Below are 16,486 nucleotides of genomic sequence, written 5' to 3'. Positions count from 1 at the left end.
TGCCGCTGCCGATATCGACGAACGCAGCGTCGGCGTGACGCTCGCGCGGCTCGAGGCGATGCTCGGCGAGCCGGTGCGGCGAGCGCGTTTGCGGGCCGCGCATCCGCTCGAAGAGCGCTTTCTCTACGAACCGTTCGTCCTCACGCGCGAAGAACTGCGAACGGTACCCGCTGCGCTCGATACCGCTCCGGCGCCCGAGATCGTGCCCCAGCTCCGGCTTATGGCCGTGCGTGAAATCGACGTGCGCGTACAGCGTGGCGCACCGGCCTTTGTCGGGAGCCCGCCGCGCGCGGTCCGCGAGTGCGCGGGGCCGTGGCGCATCGAAGAGGGGTGGTTCCACGAACCGATCGCGCGCGATGAGTACGATGTGGTGCTCGAAGACGGCGACATGGTCCGCATCTATCATCAGGGCGCGCGGTGGTATCTGCGAGGGGCCTATGATTGAGGTGTGTACGCTGCGGCCGTGGCCACGACGGTAGACGGCTATGCGGAGCTGCACGCCTATTCGAATTTCACGTTTCTCGAAGGCGCTTCGCACCCCGAGGAACTGATCGATCGTGCCGTCGAGCTGGGGCTCGAAGCGATCGCGCTCACCGATCGCAACGGCCTCTACGGCTCGGTTCGTTTTGCCAAACAGGCGCGTGCGCGCGGCATCGCGGCGATCGTCGGCAGCGAGCTCACGTTCGCCGACGGCGCCTGCATCGTGCTGCTGGTTGAAGACGAACGCGGGTATGCCAACCTGTGCGAGATCATCTCGTGCGCGCAGATGCGCGGCTCCAAGGCCAACGCGCGTTTGGAGCTGGAGGATCTCGCGGAGCGCACGGCCGGCTTGATCGCGCTCTCGGGCGGTGAAAACGGCCGGATCGAACGCGCGTTAGCGGCTCACGACGCGCAGGCGGCACGCGAGGAAGCGCAGACGCTGCAACGCCTCTTCGGCGCGAATCTCTATCTCGAATTGCAGCATCACCTCACCCCCCAGGAATCGCTGCGCAACGCGCAACTGCTGCAGATCGCCGAGGAACTCGCGCTGCCGTACGTTGCCACCAACGGCGCGTTCTATGCCGGTAAGGAGGACGCGCAGCTCGCCGACGTGCTGACGTGCATCAAGCACGGGGAGACCCTCTCCGAGGCGCGTGCGGCGCATCGGTTGCGCGCCAATGCCGAGTATCACCTCAAGCCCACAGCCGCGATGCGGCGCATCTTTGCGCCATACCCTGCGGCGATCGCAGCGACGCACGCGATCGCGCAACGCTGCAGCTTTCGGCTCGAACGCCTGAGCGGGCAATTCCCGCTCTTCCCCGTTCCAGGCGGCTCCACGCGCCAGATGTATCTGCGGGAGTTGGTCTATCGCGGTGCGATCGATCGGTATGGGGCGCCGATCGGCCCGGCGGTCGAACGGCAGCTCGAATACGAACTCGGCATCATCGCCAAGATGGATTTGGCCGGATACTTTCTGATCGTTTGGGATATCGTGCGGGCGGCCGCGGAATTGGGCGTGCTCTGCCAGGGGCGCGGTTCGGCGGCGAATTCGGCGGTCTGCTACGCGCTGGGCATCACCGCCGTGGATCCGATCGGGATGGACCTGCTCTTCGAACGCTTCATGTCGGAGGAGCGCCAGGAGATTCCCGATATCGATATCGATTTCGCGCATCAGGATCGCGAGCGCGTGATCCAGTACATTTACGAACGCTACGGCCGCTCCAACGCGGCGATGGCCTCGGAGGTGATTACCTATCGTACGCGTTCGGCCTTGCGCGATATCGGTAAGGCTCTGGGGCTGACGCTCGCGCAAGTCGGCGCGGTGGTGGCGGAGTACGACGCGCGCGAATCGCTCGCAGGCGCAACCGGGCAGGAACCTGATAGCGAAGGCGGTCTCGCCGCGCCGGTCGGCGGCGAACTGGCCGAACGGCTCCACGCGCTGTGCGTGCGCATCGAAGGCTTTCCGCGCCACATGGGCATCCACTCCGGCGGCATGGTGATCACGCGCGATCCGCTGGTGCGCGTCGCGCCGGTCGAATGGGCGAGCATGCGCGATCGCACGATCGTGCAATGGGATAAAGACGATCTGCAAGACCTCGGACTCATCAAAATCGATCTGCTCGGATTGGGCATGCTCTCGCTGCTGCGCGAAGCCTTCGCAATCCACGAGCGCTGCCGCGTGCGCGACGAACGGCCCCTGGCATTACACACGATTCCGGCCGACGATCCCGCGACCTACGCCATGATTACGCGCGCCGATACGATCGGCGTCTTTCAGATCGAATCGCGCGCCCAGCAATCGATGCTCCCGCGCATGAAGCCGCGCTGCTTCTACGATATCGTGATGCAGGTGGCGATCATTCGGCCGGGGCCGATTCAAGGGCAGATGATCCACCCGTTTCTGCGCCGTCGCGCGGGGCTGGAACCGGTAACGTATCCGCATCCGAAATTAAAGCCGGTGTTGGAGCGCACGCTGGGCGTGCCGCTCTTTCAAGAGCAGGGCATGCGCATGGCGATCGAAGCCGCCGGATTCTCCGCCGGCGAAGCCGACCAATTGCGCCGCGCCATGGGGCACAAACGCTCGCACGAGCGGATGCGCGAGATCTTTCCGCGGTTGGTCGAGGGCATGGTGCAGAACGGCATCGACCGCCCCGCGGCGGAGCAGTTGTTTCACATGCTCGAAGGGTTTGCCGACTACGGCTTCCCCGAATCGCACGCGGCGAGTTTTGCACTCTTAGCCTATGCGTCGGCGTATGTGAAGTGCCACCATCCGGCGATATTTACGGCGGCGATTCTCAACGTGCAGCCGATGGGCTTTTACTCCACCGAAGTGTTGGTTAACGACGCAAAGCGTCACGGCGTCGTCGTGCGCCCGATACAGGTCAATGCGAGCGAGTACCGTTCGCACGTGGAACCCGATGGCGCGCTGCGTTTGGGCTTTCACCTCGTTCGCGGTTTAGGCGAGGCGCAGCAGCAACGGCTGGAAACCGCGCTGGCAGGCGGCCCGTTCGCCGATATCCTCGCGTTCGCGCAACGAACGCAACTCGAACGCGAGGCGCTGGAGAATCTTGCGATCGCCGATGCCTTCGCACCGTGGTTTCGCTCGCGCCGCCAAGCGATGTGGGCGCTGCGCGCCATCGACGAACGGCAGGCGCGCGGCGGCCTGGGCAAGCTGATGGACGTCCGGGAACCCGCGGTGCGATTCGCGCCGCTCACCGCCAAGCAGTCATCGGGCTTCGATCTCTGGGCGACCGGCGTCACGCCGCGCGGCCAAGCGATCGAACATTTCCGCCCCATGCTCGATGCGCAGCGCGTGATCCCCGCAGCGCGCCTGCCGCAAATGCCCGCCAACCTCATCGCGCGCGTGGGCGGCTTGGTGATTACGCGTCAGCGGCCCGGTACCGCCAAGGGGTTCGTCTTTCTCACGCTCGAGGATGAAACGGGATTGGTCAACGTGATCGTGCGTCCGGATATCTACGCGCGCTTTCGGCGCACGATTCGCAGCGCGTCGACGCTCGTCATCGAAGGCAAACTCCAGAAGGATGGCGGCACCATCGACGTCATCGCTCGCCAAATCTGGGCCTTCGACGGCGAAGGCCTCCTCGACGGAGTCCGCCCCCGCAATTTTCACTAGCATCGTCGCGTGCATAGCGAAAGGATCGGATATATAGTATCCAGAAGACCTCAAAAGCACAATATATAGTGCTACTCGACCGGCGACGCCTCGGCGTCTTAATAGGGAACCCGGTGCAAACCCGGGACTGCCCCGCAGCGGTAAGAGGGAACGACCGCCACCAAACACACTGGCCGAATCGGCTGGGAAGGGGTGGCTAGTAGGTGGCGCAAGCCATGCCCTCAAGTCCGAAGACCTGCCTGACGAGATCAACACTTCGCCCGAGGGAGGCGAGACGTGTTTCGCGTGCGGCCGGTGTTCGGCGGCGCGATTTGCGTCTCTCCCGACGGTGTCCTCCGAGGGAGAGGCATGGACACGATTTCTACATCCACATTCGTTGCGATGCAGGTTCGCAAGCGTAACGGTACGCTCGAACCAGCCGATGTCAACAAGATCGTGCGCGCGGTCGCCCGCTGCTGCGACGGTCTTCCCGCCGTCGATCCGCTGCGCGTTGCGACCAAGACCATCAGCGGTCTCTACGACGGTGCCACCACCCAAGAACTCGATCGGCTTTCGATTCAAACTGCGGCGATGCTCATTGCCGAAGAACCTGCGTACTCACTGCTCGCGGCACGATTACTCGCGACCTATATCGACAAAGAGGTTGAGAGCCAAGAGATTCACTCGTTCTCACAATCCGTCGCCGCAGGCTATCGAGCCGGTTTAATTTCAGAAGATCTGGCCGCCTTCGTGCTTGCGAACAGCCGCAAACTCAACGATGCTATCGATCCGTCACGTAACGATCGTTTCGAATATTTCGGTTTACGGACGGTTTACGAGCGCTACCTCCTGCGGCATCCTCACACGCGATCGGTGCTCGAAACCCCCCAACACTTTTTCCTGCGGGTCGCGTGCGGCGTTGCGAAGTCCGCGCCCGAGGCGCTGTCTTACAACGATCTCTTTTCGTCTCTCGATTATCTTCCGAGTTCGCCAACGCTCTTTAACTCGGGGACGACACACGCTCAGCTTTCCTCGTGCTTCTTGCTCGATTCTCCAGCCGACGATCTCGAAGCCATTTACGGCGCTTATCGCGACGTCGCGCTCCTCTCGAAATTCTCGGGCGGCATCGGTTTGAGCTTCACGCGCGTTCGCAGCCGAGGTTCGTTAATTCGCGGCACAAATGGCAAGTCGATGGGGATCATTCCATTCCTCAAGACGCTCGATGCGTCCGTTGCCGCCGTCAATCAGGGCGGCAAGCGCAAAGGCGCGTGCTGCGTCTATCTCGAGCCCTGGCACGCAGACATCGAAGAATTTCTCGATCTGCGCGACAGTACCGGCGAAGAAGCGCGCCGCACGCACAACTTACACCTCGCAAATTGGATCCCCGACCTGTTCATGGAGCGTGTCGAGCGAGACGAGCCATGGTCGCTCTTCGACCCCAAAGACGTCCCGGAGTTTACCGACCTGTACGGCGAGGCATTCGTATCGGCGTACTGCGCCGCCGAAGCCGCCGGGTTGGCCGTACGCGAGCTCTCCGCGCGCGAACTATACGGCAAGATGATGCGTACGCTCGCCCAGACCGGCAACGGATGGATGAACTTCAAAGACGCCAGCAATCGCAAATGCAATCAGACGGGCGCTCTCTGCAACGTCGTACATCTTTCCAATCTGTGTACGGAGATCGTCGAGGTGACTTCCTCGGGGCGCACGGCCGTTTGCAATCTCGGATCGATCAATCTCGCGCAGCACGTTACCGGGGACACCTTCGACTACTCCAAGCTCGCGCGCACGGTCCGCCTGGCTATCCGCCAGCTCGATCGCGTTATCGACGCAACGTTCTATCCGACCGGATCGGCAGCCGCGTCAAATCTTGATTGGCGGCCTGTCGGGCTCGGCGTAATGGGTCTGCAGGACGTTTTCTTCAAACTTGGGCTCGCATTCGACGGTATAGACGCACGTACGCTCTCTACTCGCATCGCCGAAGAGATCTACTTCCAGGCACTGCTGGCGAGCTGCGAGCTTGCCGAGGCAGAGTCAGCCCATCCATCGTTCGAGCAGACACGCGCCGCGCACGGCGAGCTACAATTCGACGCGTGGGGCGTTACGCCGACGGACCCGGAGCGCTGGGAAGCCCTGCGCGCGCGCATCCAAAAAAGCGGATTACGCAACTCGCTGTTGATCGCGATCGCACCCACAGCCACGATTGCTTCGATTGCCGGATGCTACGAATGCATCGAGCCGCAGATCTCCAACCTCTTTAAACGGGAGACCCTCTCGGGTGAGTTCTTGCAGATCAACAAGTACCTCGTCGAGGACCTCAAGCGCCTGGGTCTATGGAACGACGGGATCCGCGATCGCATCACGCGCGCGGAGGGTTCGATTGCCGGCATCGTCGAGATTCCGGAATCGCTTCGCGAACGATATCGGACCGCGTGGGAGATCCCGCAGAAAGGCCTTATCGACCTAGCGGCCTCGCGTGGCGCTTACATCGACCAGAGCCAGTCGCTCAATCTTTTCTCGGAGAACCCTTCCATCGGCAAGCTATCGTCGATGTACCTCTACGCATGGAAGAGCGGGCTCAAGACGAGCTACTATCTTCGATCGCGGCCGGCATCCGCAATTGCGAAGACGACCGTCCCCGTCGCAACCGATGCCACCGCGATCGCCTGTTCGCTTGAGAACCCTGAGAATTGCGAGGCCTGCCAATGAACGCGACAACAACCTCGCTCTTGAATCCGGGTTTCGAACTCACCTTACGGCCCATGCGCTACCCGCATTTCTATGAGATGTATCGCGCCGCGATAGCCAATACGTGGAGCGTCGAGGAGATCGATTTCTCGAACGATATCCAGGATCTGCGCGAACGCCTTACGCCTGCCGAGCGGCATCTCATCGGGCGTCTTGTCGCGTTTTTCGCAACCGGTGATACGATCGTGGCCAACAATCTCGTACTCAATCTCTATAAGCACGTCAACGCACCGGAAGCGCGGATGTATCTCTCGCGCCAACTCTTCGAAGAAGCACAGCATATCCAGTTCTATTTGACGCTGCTCGACACGTATGTTCCCGACGAGCGAGAACGCGCGCAAGCGTTTGCGGCGGTGGAAAATATTCCATCGATCAAAGAAAAAGCGCGCTTCTGTTTCAAATGGATCGATACGATCCACGGGCTGAATCGTATCGAGACCGCGGACGATCGCCGTTCGTTCGTGATGAACCTGATTGCATTCGCCGCCGGCGTCGAAGGGCTGTTTTTCTTTGCGGCTTTTGCTTACGTCTACTACCTGCGCTCGCGCGGCTTACTGAACGGCCTGGCTTCGGGGACGAATTGGGTCTTCCGGGACGAGAGCATGCATATGCGTTTCGCCTTTTCGGTCGTCGAGACAGTCCGAGCCGAGCATCCCGATCTTTTCGATGCAACGCTGGAAGTCTCTATTCGAGAGATGCTTGACGATGCCGTTCAAGCAGAGTTGTCTTTTGCGCGCGACGTCCTCTCCGAAGGCGTGGCCGGCCTCTCGATCGTCGACATGGAGCAGTATCTCAAGTATGTTGCGGACTCGCGCCTTGAGAACCTCGGCTACGCGCGCCGGTACGGGGCCAAGAACCCGTTCGATTTCATGGCTCTTCAAGACGTCCAAGAGTTGACGAATTTTTTCGAGCGCCGCCCGTCTGCTTACCGCGTCGGCGTTGAGGGTGAGGTTCGTTTTGATGAATCATTCTGACGGATATGTCATCGTGGCCGAGATGGTTTTTCCGAACCAAGCGAATCACTACGGAACGCTCTTCGGCGGCGAGGCCCTCAAACTCATGGATAAAGCGGCCTTCATCGCAGCGAGCCGGTCGTGCCGGCACGCCGTCGTCACCGCTTCGGTGGACCGGACCGATTTTCGTGAAGCGGTCCGTCAAGGCGATCTCGCCGAGGTGGTGGGGCGCGTCGTTTCGCGCGGGCGAACGTCGCTGACGGTCGAGACCGAACTCTTCTCTGAAAACTTATTAACGGGCGAGCGCCGTCTTTGCAGCACGAGTCGATTCGTGATGGTTGCCATCGATGCTGCAGGACGGCCGACGCCGCTCGGCCCGGATCGCAACTTCAGTTTTTGATTTTTCCGGTATAGATCTGTTCCAGCAATGGGGTGAGATACGTGCCTTTCGGCAGCACGTAGTTGTGCGGCGGGACGGGGACGGGTACGGGGATCGATCCCATGCCGGGCGGGGCTTTCGCGATCGGATCGTTGGAGCGCGGGTAGCAGACCGGCCACGGAATGTCGCCGTCGTCGGTGCCGCCCGATGAGAACTCGGCGGCGTAATGCACGTAGTAACAGCTTGCCGTGCCGGTTATCCAATGCTGCAGCGGTGTGAGGAGCACCATCACGCGATCCTGCGGGCGTACCTTTCCGTTCAGGTCGTAATACGAGCGCTCGTTGGCCGACGGCGGCTGCGGGGCGATGGTCGCAAGCGAGTGCGGATTATTCCCCGCGTTCAAACGCGCGACTTCTTTGGAGAACGTTTGCTGCTGCTGGGCGAGTTGCTGCGCGAGCGTCTCCTGCCGGCTCGGTGCGCGACGTTGCCGTTGCGGCTGCGGCGGCGCGTTGGGCATCTCGCGCGCGAGTTCGTGCGGTTGCGGTTGCGGCGCGACGGTTTTGGGCAGCGGACGCTGCGACGAGGGCGGTGATTTGGGCGTGCTATGCGCCGGCTGCCGGCCGGCGGCCGATTCCGGCTGCGGTATCGTCCGATGTTCGATGCGCAGCGACGTCGAGGTCACCACCGACTCGCGCTTCTGCGGATGCGGCATGAAGAAGTTCCAGCCGGTCAGCCAGAGCAGCAGCGGGATCAGAATCGCGTGGAGCGTCGCCGAAAGGAACAACGCCCAAAGCAGCACGCGTCTTCTGCGGTTGCCGCGCCGGGGGGGTACCATCGGGCCCTAAAGTACGGTGCGGGCTAGGCAGAGTACTCTCAGCGCGCCTCCAGGCTCGAAAAGTAGCGCGGCCACGCCCCGGCCCGGCCCGGGGGGACCGGCGACGTAGGAGCGAACCTCGCGGGAGCGCTTTTCCACCGGAGACCATCACGTTGTCCCAGCCCGAATTCAATCCTGAAACCGCCCAGCCCCAGCAGCCGCACGAGCATCACCTCACGCGGGCATTGGTGTGGATCGGCATCGCCGGCCTTACCGCCGCGCTCGCCGTTACCGTCGTGCGCACCCTTGCGAGCCGACGGCCCGACGACCCGACGAGCCAGCGCATCCAGACGCTGATCGACGAGGCCAATCAGTTGCTCAAGACGCTTGACGAACAAAGACACAGCGCCTAAACCGGCGTCTGCCGTTCGCGTCGGTACCGAACTCGACGTCGCATTCACCGATCTGCTCGCCAATGGTCAGGCCGTCGGCCGGGCCGGCGGCATGGTCGTCTTTTGCTTTGGGCCCCTGCCGCGCGAGCGGGCTCGCGTCCGCATCACGGCGATCAAGCCCAAATACTCCGTGGCCGAGTTCGTGCGCTTGATCGAGGGCTCTAAGGAGCGCGTTCAGCCGTTCTGTGCGGTCTTCGGCGCGTGCGGAGGGTGCCAGGTCCAACACTTGAGCTACCCGGCGCAGTTGGCTTGGAAAACCGATATCGTTCGCAACGCCCTGCAGCGCATCGGCGGCTTTAGCGAGCTGCGGATCCGTCCGGCGGTCGGGATGGTGCATGCGCGCGGGTACCGCAATAAGATGTCGCTCGTGGTCGACCACTCGACGCCGATCCCGAGCATCGGGTTCTACCAGCAGCGCTCGCACGAGGTGGTGCCGATCGACGCCTGCCCGATCGTCACGCCGCAGCTGAACGAATTCATCGCCCGGATCAACCGCGCGCGGCTCCAGCCGGAGACGGCGCCCGCGCTGATGCCCGCGCGGCACGTCGTCTCGCGCAGCGCGCGATCGACCGGGCAAGCGGTCGTCACGATCACCACGGCGCAGGCCTCGCCCGAGGTCGCGCAGGCCGGCCCGGCGCTGCTCGCGCAACTGCCGGGAGCGGTCGGTCTGACGAACTCCTACGGGCTGAATTCACAGAACGCGATCATGGGCCGCAACCATACCGTGATCGCGGGCAAATCCGAGATCGAGGAGCAGATTCACGGGGTGCGCTATCGCGTCTCGGCCGGGTCGTTCTTTCAAATCAATGTCGAAATCGTCGGACGAATCTTCGATTTTCTGCGTTCGGCGCTCGAGCGGCCTCGCGCGATCGTCGATCTGTACTGCGGGGCGGGGACGTTCTCGCTCTATTTTGCCAAGCACGGCTGCAGCGTCTACGGCATCGAAGAGAGCCCGCTCGCGGTGGAAGAAGCGCTGGCTAACGCCGCGCTCAACGGCGCGCAAGAGCTGGTGCAGTTCCATGAAGGCCGCGTGGAAGAAGCGGTGCTGACGCCCGCGGCGCGCGCGGCGATGGAACGGGCCGAGATCGTGTTCCTGGACCCGCCGCGCAAAGGCAGCGACGAAGTGACGCTGGGCGCGATTGCGGCCGCGGGCGTGCCGTACGTCTGGTATCTTTCGTGCGACCCCGCAACGCTCGCCCGGGATTTGAAGTTCTTAGCATCCAAAGGATACACGCTGGGCATCGTGCAGCCGTTCGACATGTTCCCGCAGACGGGACACGTCGAGACGCTGGTCACCCTGTATAGCGAGGCACACGTCGCGCAACAGGCGGTGGACCGGGCGTTCCTGGATGCACCCATCCCGAGTTGGCCCGAAGACGATCCCCTTGCCGTTCAACCATCGGAGTACCCCGATTTTGTCATCCGAGAAAATTGATATTCGTTACGTCGCCACGCTGGCGCGGCTCGCCCTGACCGACGACGAGGTGGCGCGTTTCGGCGCGCAACTCGGCGATCTGCTCGAGCATGTCGACGCGCTCGCGAAGCTGGATGTGTCGGCGGTTGCCGCGACCGCGCAAGTGGTCGAATCGCGCAACGTCGAGCGGGACGACATCCTCGCCCCGAGCCTCGATCGTGAAGTGGTGCTCGCGCAGGCCCCGGCGCGCCAAGGCGCCTTCTTTCGCGTCCCGCGCATCATCGCCGAATAACCGCCGGAATCATAGGAACGAACGACGTGTCAGACTCTATCGAACGCAACGCGGCCGACATCGCCCGCGGCGTCAACAGCGGGGCGTTCTCCGCCGCCGAACTCACGCGCGGCATGCTCGCGCACATCGATCGCACCGAACCGCAGGTCGGCGCGTATCTGAGCGTGCTGCACGAACGCGCCGCGGCCACGGCCGCCCACGTGGACGAACGCATCAAACAGGGAGAGCGCTTGCCGCTCGCCGGCGTGCCGTTAGCGGTGAAAGACAACATGTGCCTGGAAGGCACGCGCACCACCTGTGGGAGCAAAATCCTCGAACATTGGACCGCGCCCTACACGGCCACCGCCGTGCAACGGTTGCTCGATGCGGGTTGCATCCCGGTCGGCAAGGCGAACATGGACGAATTCGCGATGGGCAGTTCGTGCGAGAACTCGGCGTTAGGCGTCACGCGCAATCCCTACGACCTCGGGCGCGTCCCGGGCGGATCGAGCGGCGGCTCGGCCTCGGCCGTGGCCGCGTTCGAAGCCGCGATCGGCATGGGCAGCGATACCGGCGGCTCCATTCGCGAGCCTGCGGCATTCTGCAACCTGGTCGGTTTTAAACCGACGTACGGCCGCGTCTCGCGCTACGGACTGATCGCGTTCGCATCGAGTCTGGACCAAATCGGCCCGCTCACGCGCACGGTTGAAGATGCGGCGTTGGCGTACGACGCGATGGGTGGCCACGATCCCATGGACGCGACGTCGATCGACCGCCCGTTCGAGACCACCGCGGATGGATTGCGCACCGATTTGCGCGGCGTGCGCGTCGGCATCGTTCGCGAGTTCGCAACCAAGGAACTCGGCCCGGAGATCGACGCGCTCTATGCCAAGGCGTATCGCGATTTAGAGGCGCTCGGCGCCGAACTCGTGGAGGTCGCGCTGCCGACTGCAGAATACGGTTTGGCGACGTATTATCTCATCGCGCCCGCGGAGTGCTCCTCGAACCTCGCACGCTTCGACGGCGTCCGCTACGGATTGCGCGTCGAAGGAGCGAACGTGCACGAAATGTACGAGCGCACGCGCGCGGCGGGCTTTGGGCCCGAGGTGAAGCGTCGCATCCTCATCGGCACCTACGCGCTATCGAGCGGCTACTACGATGCGTACTACGTTCGCGCGCAGAAGGCCCGCACGTTGATCGCTCAAGATTTCGCCAAAGCGTTTGCTTCCTGCGACCTGATCGCGGCTCCGGCCGCGAGTTCGCCCGCGTTTACATTCAATGCAAAGAGCGACCCGTACAGCATGTATTTGATGGATTACTACACGATTCCGATGTCCCTCGCCGGGCTGCCGGCGCTCAGCGTACCGTGCGGCTGGGTCACGCCGCCCGGGGGCGCATCGCCGATGCCGATGGGGTTGCAATTAACCGCACCGCTCTTTGCGGAACGCGCGCTGCTCTCCGCGGCGCACGCATACGAGCGCGCGACCGGGCACGCCGCCGCGCAACGGCCCGTCATTGCGATGGAGGCGACGCGCTAGCATGCAGTACGAAGCCGTCATCGGTATCGAATGCCACGTGGAGCTCAAGACCGCGACCAAGATGTTCTGCGGCTGTCCCAACGAGTTCGGCGGCGAGCCGAACACGAAATTCTGCCCGGTGTGCCTCGCATTGCCGGGGTCTCTGCCGGTTCCGAATCGCGCGGCTATCGACCATATGGTGCGCGCCGGCCTCGCCGTCGAAGCGGCGATCCCGACTTTCTCTAAATTCGACCGGAAGAATTACTTCTATCCCGACATGCCCAAGGATTACCAGATCTCGCAGTTCGATATGCCGCTCACCCAGGGCGGCGTCGTGAAGTACTGGCTCGAGGACGGAACGATGAAATCGTGCCGTCTCACCCGCATTCACCTCGAAGAAGATACCGGTAAATCGACGCACGCAGGATCCGGCGATGGGCGCATTTCGGGGAGCACCTACTCGCTGATCGATTTCAACCGTGCCGGCGTTCCGTTGATGGAGTGCGTCTCGGAGCCCGAGATTCATAGCGCGGACGAAGCCGTGGCCTATCTTGAATCGCTGCGCCGTACCTTGCAGCAACTCGGCGTGAGCGACGTAAAGATGGAGGAAGGCTCGCTGCGATGCGATGCCAACGTCTCGATTCGTCCCGTCGGAGCAACCGAACTCGGCACCAAAACCGAAATCAAGAACATGAACTCCTTTCGTTCGGTGCACCGGGCGATTCAAAGCGAAATTGCGCGCCAGATCGCCGTGGTGGAAGCCGGCGAGCGGATCGTTCAGGAGACGCGTGGCTGGGACGAAATTAACGGCACCACGATCTCGATGCGCAGCAAAGAGCAGGCGCACGACTATCGCTATTTCCCCGACCCGGATCTGGTGCCGATGGAAATCACCGCTGCGTACGTCGATGCGCTACGCGAGACGATCCCGGAAGCTCCGTGGAAGCGCTTCCTTCGGTATACGCAAAGCTACGGCCTGAACGTTCTGCAGGCAACGCAGCTGATCGATACGCAGCCGCTGGCGTCGTACTTCGACGCGGTGGTTGCGGCGAGCGGTAACGCGCAGCAGGCCACGAATTTCGTCTTGGGCGATCTTTCGCGGCTTGCGAACGAATCCGGTACGCCGGTGTGGTCGTCGGAGGTCTTACCCGAGCACTTGGCCGAGTTGATCGTGCTCGTCGATGGTAAGACGATCAATTCCAAGATTGCCAAAGAGTTGCTGGTGCGTATGTGGGCCGGCGAAGGCTCCCCAAAAACCCTGGTAGAGCGCGAGGGCCTCGCGCAGACCAGCGATCCCGCCGCCATCGAAGCGTTTGTCGTGGACGTGTTGGCCGCCAACGAAAAGAGCGTGAACGACTACCGCGCGGGCAAGACCAACGTCATGGGCTTTCTGGTCGGTCAAGTGATGAAGGCCTCTCGCGGGAAGGCCGATCCGGCGCTCGTCAACGACGTGGTGAAGAAGAAACTCGAGCAGTGAGATGGACTCGCTAGGCGCGCTCGCCGACGAGCGGACGCTCGAGGCCCTCGATTTCGCAAGCGTGCGAGAGCGGGTGGTGCGGGCCACGCGCACGCAGCGCGGTACTGCCGCGGCGCGCGATCTGCATCCAAGTATCGATTTCGCGTTGGTCCACCTCGAGCAAGCGCGCACCGCGATCGTCCGCGATTTGGTGGCCGGCGCCGATCTGCACGTATTACCGGCCATCGATACGAGCGAACTCACGCAGACTGCCGCGCTCGGCCGAACGCTCGCACCGAGCGATTTGCGCGCGGTCGCCGACGCGATCTCGGCGGCGGCTGCGGCGTATAATGCGCTACGCGAGGAACGGCAGCCCGCGATTACCGGCATGCTCGCCCCGTACACGCCGCTCAAAGACCTGCATCGCGCCCTCGTCGACGCGGTTGACGAGCGCGGTGCCGTGCTGGACCGCGCCTCGCCGGCCTTGGGGCGCATCCGGCGTAACCTCGCGCAAGCGCAGAACGATGCCCGCGAACGCGTTGCGTCGATCATGCGCTCCGACCGCTTCGCTCGCGCGATCCAAGATTCGGTCGTCACGATGCGGGAGAACCGCTACGTCGTTCCGGTGAAGGCCGAGTTCGCAGGCGAGTTTCCAGGCATCGTTCACGATACCAGCTCATCCGGGCAAACGCTGTTCGTCGAGCCGTTAGCGGCACTCGATACGAACAATCGGGTCAGGACGCTTCGTTTGGACGAGGAGCGCGAGGTACTCCGCATTCTCGACGAGCTTTCGCAGCGCGTCGGAGCCCATGCGGCGCAAATCGAAGCGAACGTCGAGATGTTGGCGCGGATCGACGTGATCGTTGCCAAGGCCAACGTCGCGAAGGCGATGGATGCGGTGGCGCCGGAACTTAGCGATGAACCGGTCGTTCGGGTGGAACGCGGCCGCCATCCGCTGCTCGCCGAGCGCGCGGTGCCGCAATCGCTCGTGCTCGACGAGACGACGCGTTTTCTGATCGTTTCCGGGCCGAATATGGGCGGCAAAACCGTCGCGCTCAAAATGCTCGGACTCTTTGTGGCCATGACGTACGCCGGGATGCAGATTCCCGCTGCGATCGGCACGCTCGTCGGCCGTTTCACCCACGTATTGGCCGACATCGGCGACGAACAGTCGATCGTTGCGAATGCTTCAACCTTCTCTGCGCACCTCGAGCGCATGCGCGAGATGCTTCGCGTCGCCGACGCGCACACGCTCGTGCTCGTTGACGAAATCGGCGGAGGCACCGAACCCGGTGCGGGAGCGGCCCTCGCGATCGCGATGCTCGAGCGGCTCTTGATCGCCGGCGCGAGCGGCATCGTCACGACCCACGCGACGGAGCTCAAACTCTTTGCGGCTGCTACCCCGGGCGTCGCGAATGCGAGCGTCCGCTTCGACCCGCAGAGCTTTCGGCCGACGTATCAGCTGGATATCGGTGCTCCGGGCCAGTCACTGGCCTTTCCGCTCGCGACCGCGCTCGGCATCGACCCCGCCATCGTTGCGCGGGCGACCGCGTTGCTCGATTCGCGCGAGCGCGATTACGAAGCCGCGCTCGCCGAACTTTCCACGCGCAACGCGCAGCTCCAAAGCGAGCGCGAGGCGCTCGCGCAAGAGCGGATGCACGCCGCTGCCACCGAGGCCGCGTTGCGAACCGAACAGGTGCGCTTCGATGCCGAGCGGCGATCGTTTGCCGAACGCGCCGAAGAGCGCATGCAACACGCGTTGCGCGAATTCACCACGGAGTTACAGCGCAAGGCCGACGCCGCCCGATCGAGCCGCCCGCGGGTTACCGGCGCGCAGAGCGAACTGTTGACGCGCACCTCCGAGCGCATGCGCGGCGATCTCGGGATACGCGCCGAGCAGCCTTCGGCGGTGCCGAACGGCGCGTTTGCAAGCGGTGATGCCGTGCGCATTCTCTCGCTCGGGCAAGAAGGCGCGGTCGTCGAAGATTACGGCGACACCGTGCTGGTGTCTATCGGCCCGATGAAGACGGTGGTAAAGAAGCGCGATTTGCAACGGAGCAATCGGCCGGAACGCAAGCGCCCGCGGGGCGGCGATGCGCAGAGCGGTGTGATGCGGATCGCCGTCGCCTCGCGTTCGAGGGCCGAGCTGGACGTACGCGGCAAGCGTTTTAGTGAGGCGGAGCCGCTGGTGGAGCAGTGGATCGACGAGGCTTTGCTGACGGGGCAAAGCCCGCTACGTCTGATCCACGGCAAGGGCACCGGCATGCTCGGGCGCGGCCTGCAGGAGCATTTACGCCTGCACCCGGCGGTGAAAAGCGTGCGCTACGGCAACGAGGACGAGGGCTCCGGCGGCGTGACGATCATCGAACTCGGCGAGTGACGCAGCGAGGCATTTCGCGGACCCGAGGCGTAAGGGTGCGATCGATAGCATGAACACGAACGCACGATTCAACGACGCGGAGTACCTGCTCGACGGCTTCGACCATGTCGAAACGCCGGCGGAATTTCAGGCCCGGCTGCGCCTGGGACGCCCGCTGAACGTTAAGCTCGGCATCGATCCGACCAGCCCCGATTTGCATCTGGGGTTTATGGTCGTGTTGCATAAGTTGCAGCGATTCAGCGAAGCCGGCCATAACGTCACGCTCATCATCGGCGATTTTACCGCGCGCATCGGCGACCCGAGCGGCCGCAATGCGATGCGCCCGCAGCTCGACGCGGAAGCGATCGAAGCGAACATGACGACCTATCGCGAACAAGCCGGTAAGGTACTCGATTTAGAGCGCGTGAAGATTCGGTACAACTCCGAATGGCTGGGCAAGCTCGGCCTGAGCGACCTCATTCAACTGCTTTCGAAAACGACCGTCGCGCAAATGCTCGAACGCAACGATTT

General features: G+C 63.1%; 13 protein-coding genes and 1 riboswitch. Of the genes, 12 read left to right on the top strand and 1 reads right to left on the bottom strand.

The features are described from left to right. The 5 genes from VMW12_06480 to VMW12_06460 all read left to right on the top strand — a co-directional run. The coding region (locus VMW12_06480; protein HUZ49376.1) for a hypothetical protein at positions 1-445 on the top strand (445 nt) is incomplete at its 5' end. A gap of 3 nt (positions 446-448) precedes the next feature. After that, on the top strand, positions 449-3,613 hold the full coding sequence (locus VMW12_06475; GenBank protein HUZ49375.1) for an error-prone DNA polymerase: 3,165 nt from the start codon (positions 449-451) through the stop codon (positions 3,611-3,613). Between the two features lie 63 nt (positions 3,614-3,676). Continuing rightward, a riboswitch (cobalamin riboswitch) is annotated at positions 3,677-3,871 on the top strand. A gap of 90 nt (positions 3,872-3,961) precedes the next feature. Next, the gene (locus tag VMW12_06470) at positions 3,962-6,301 is read left to right on the top strand and encodes a ribonucleoside-diphosphate reductase subunit alpha (GenBank protein HUZ49374.1); all 2,340 of its coding nucleotides are present in this window, start codon (positions 3,962-3,964) and stop codon (positions 6,299-6,301) included. Next, the gene (locus tag VMW12_06465) at positions 6,298-7,314 is read left to right on the top strand and encodes a ribonucleotide-diphosphate reductase subunit beta (GenBank protein ID HUZ49373.1); all 1,017 of its coding nucleotides are present in this window, start codon (positions 6,298-6,300) and stop codon (positions 7,312-7,314) included. Before VMW12_06470 ends, VMW12_06465 begins: the two co-directional genes overlap by 4 nt. Further along, a complete protein-coding gene (locus VMW12_06460; GenBank protein HUZ49372.1) occupies positions 7,301-7,693 on the top strand; it encodes an acyl-CoA thioesterase in 393 nt (130 codons plus the stop codon). Before VMW12_06465 ends, VMW12_06460 begins: the two co-directional genes overlap by 14 nt. Here the strand turns inward: VMW12_06460 and VMW12_06455 are convergent. Then, positions 7,683-8,471 (bottom strand): hypothetical protein, encoded by a 789-nt coding sequence (locus VMW12_06455; GenBank protein ID HUZ49371.1) that lies wholly within the window; start codon positions 8,469-8,471, stop codon positions 7,683-7,685. The genes VMW12_06460 and VMW12_06455 overlap by 11 nt on opposite strands. A gap of 188 nt (positions 8,472-8,659) precedes the next feature. Here VMW12_06455 and VMW12_06450 point away from each other — a divergent pair, with 188 nt between their 5' ends. From VMW12_06450 to tyrS, 7 genes are all read left to right on the top strand, one after another. Continuing rightward, positions 8,660-8,899: a hypothetical protein gene (locus tag VMW12_06450; protein HUZ49370.1), complete on the top strand. Its 240-nt coding sequence runs from the start codon at positions 8,660-8,662 to the stop codon at positions 8,897-8,899. Then, positions 8,874-10,373, top strand: a complete 1,500-nt coding sequence (rlmD, locus tag VMW12_06445; protein ID HUZ49369.1) for a 23S rRNA (uracil(1939)-C(5))-methyltransferase RlmD — start codon at positions 8,874-8,876, stop codon at positions 10,371-10,373. The genes VMW12_06450 and rlmD overlap by 26 nt, the downstream gene beginning before the upstream one ends. Then, positions 10,354-10,644, top strand: coding sequence for an Asp-tRNA(Asn)/Glu-tRNA(Gln) amidotransferase subunit GatC (gene gatC / locus VMW12_06440; protein ID HUZ49368.1), 291 nt, complete (start codon positions 10,354-10,356; stop codon positions 10,642-10,644). The genes rlmD and gatC overlap by 20 nt, the downstream gene beginning before the upstream one ends. Before the next feature lie 26 nt (positions 10,645-10,670). Then, on the top strand, positions 10,671-12,161 hold the full coding sequence (gatA, locus tag VMW12_06435) for an Asp-tRNA(Asn)/Glu-tRNA(Gln) amidotransferase subunit GatA (GenBank protein HUZ49367.1): 1,491 nt from the start codon (positions 10,671-10,673) through the stop codon (positions 12,159-12,161). Position 12,162: 1 nt separating this feature from the next. Next, on the top strand, positions 12,163-13,617 hold the full coding sequence (gene gatB / locus VMW12_06430; protein HUZ49366.1) for an Asp-tRNA(Asn)/Glu-tRNA(Gln) amidotransferase subunit GatB: 1,455 nt from the start codon (positions 12,163-12,165) through the stop codon (positions 13,615-13,617). Position 13,618: 1 nt separating this feature from the next. Further along, positions 13,619-15,976, top strand: coding sequence for an endonuclease MutS2 (locus VMW12_06425; GenBank protein HUZ49365.1), 2,358 nt, complete (start codon positions 13,619-13,621; stop codon positions 15,974-15,976). A 49-nt stretch (positions 15,977-16,025) separates the two neighbouring features. After that, the coding region (gene tyrS, locus VMW12_06420; protein ID HUZ49364.1) for a tyrosine--tRNA ligase at positions 16,026-16,486 on the top strand (461 nt) is incomplete at its 3' end.

Source organism: Candidatus Dormiibacterota bacterium (genome assembly GCA_035532835.1).
Lineage (GTDB): Bacteria > Vulcanimicrobiota > Vulcanimicrobiia > Vulcanimicrobiales > Vulcanimicrobiaceae > DAHUXY01.
This window is presented reverse-complemented; position numbering and strand designations above follow the sequence as displayed.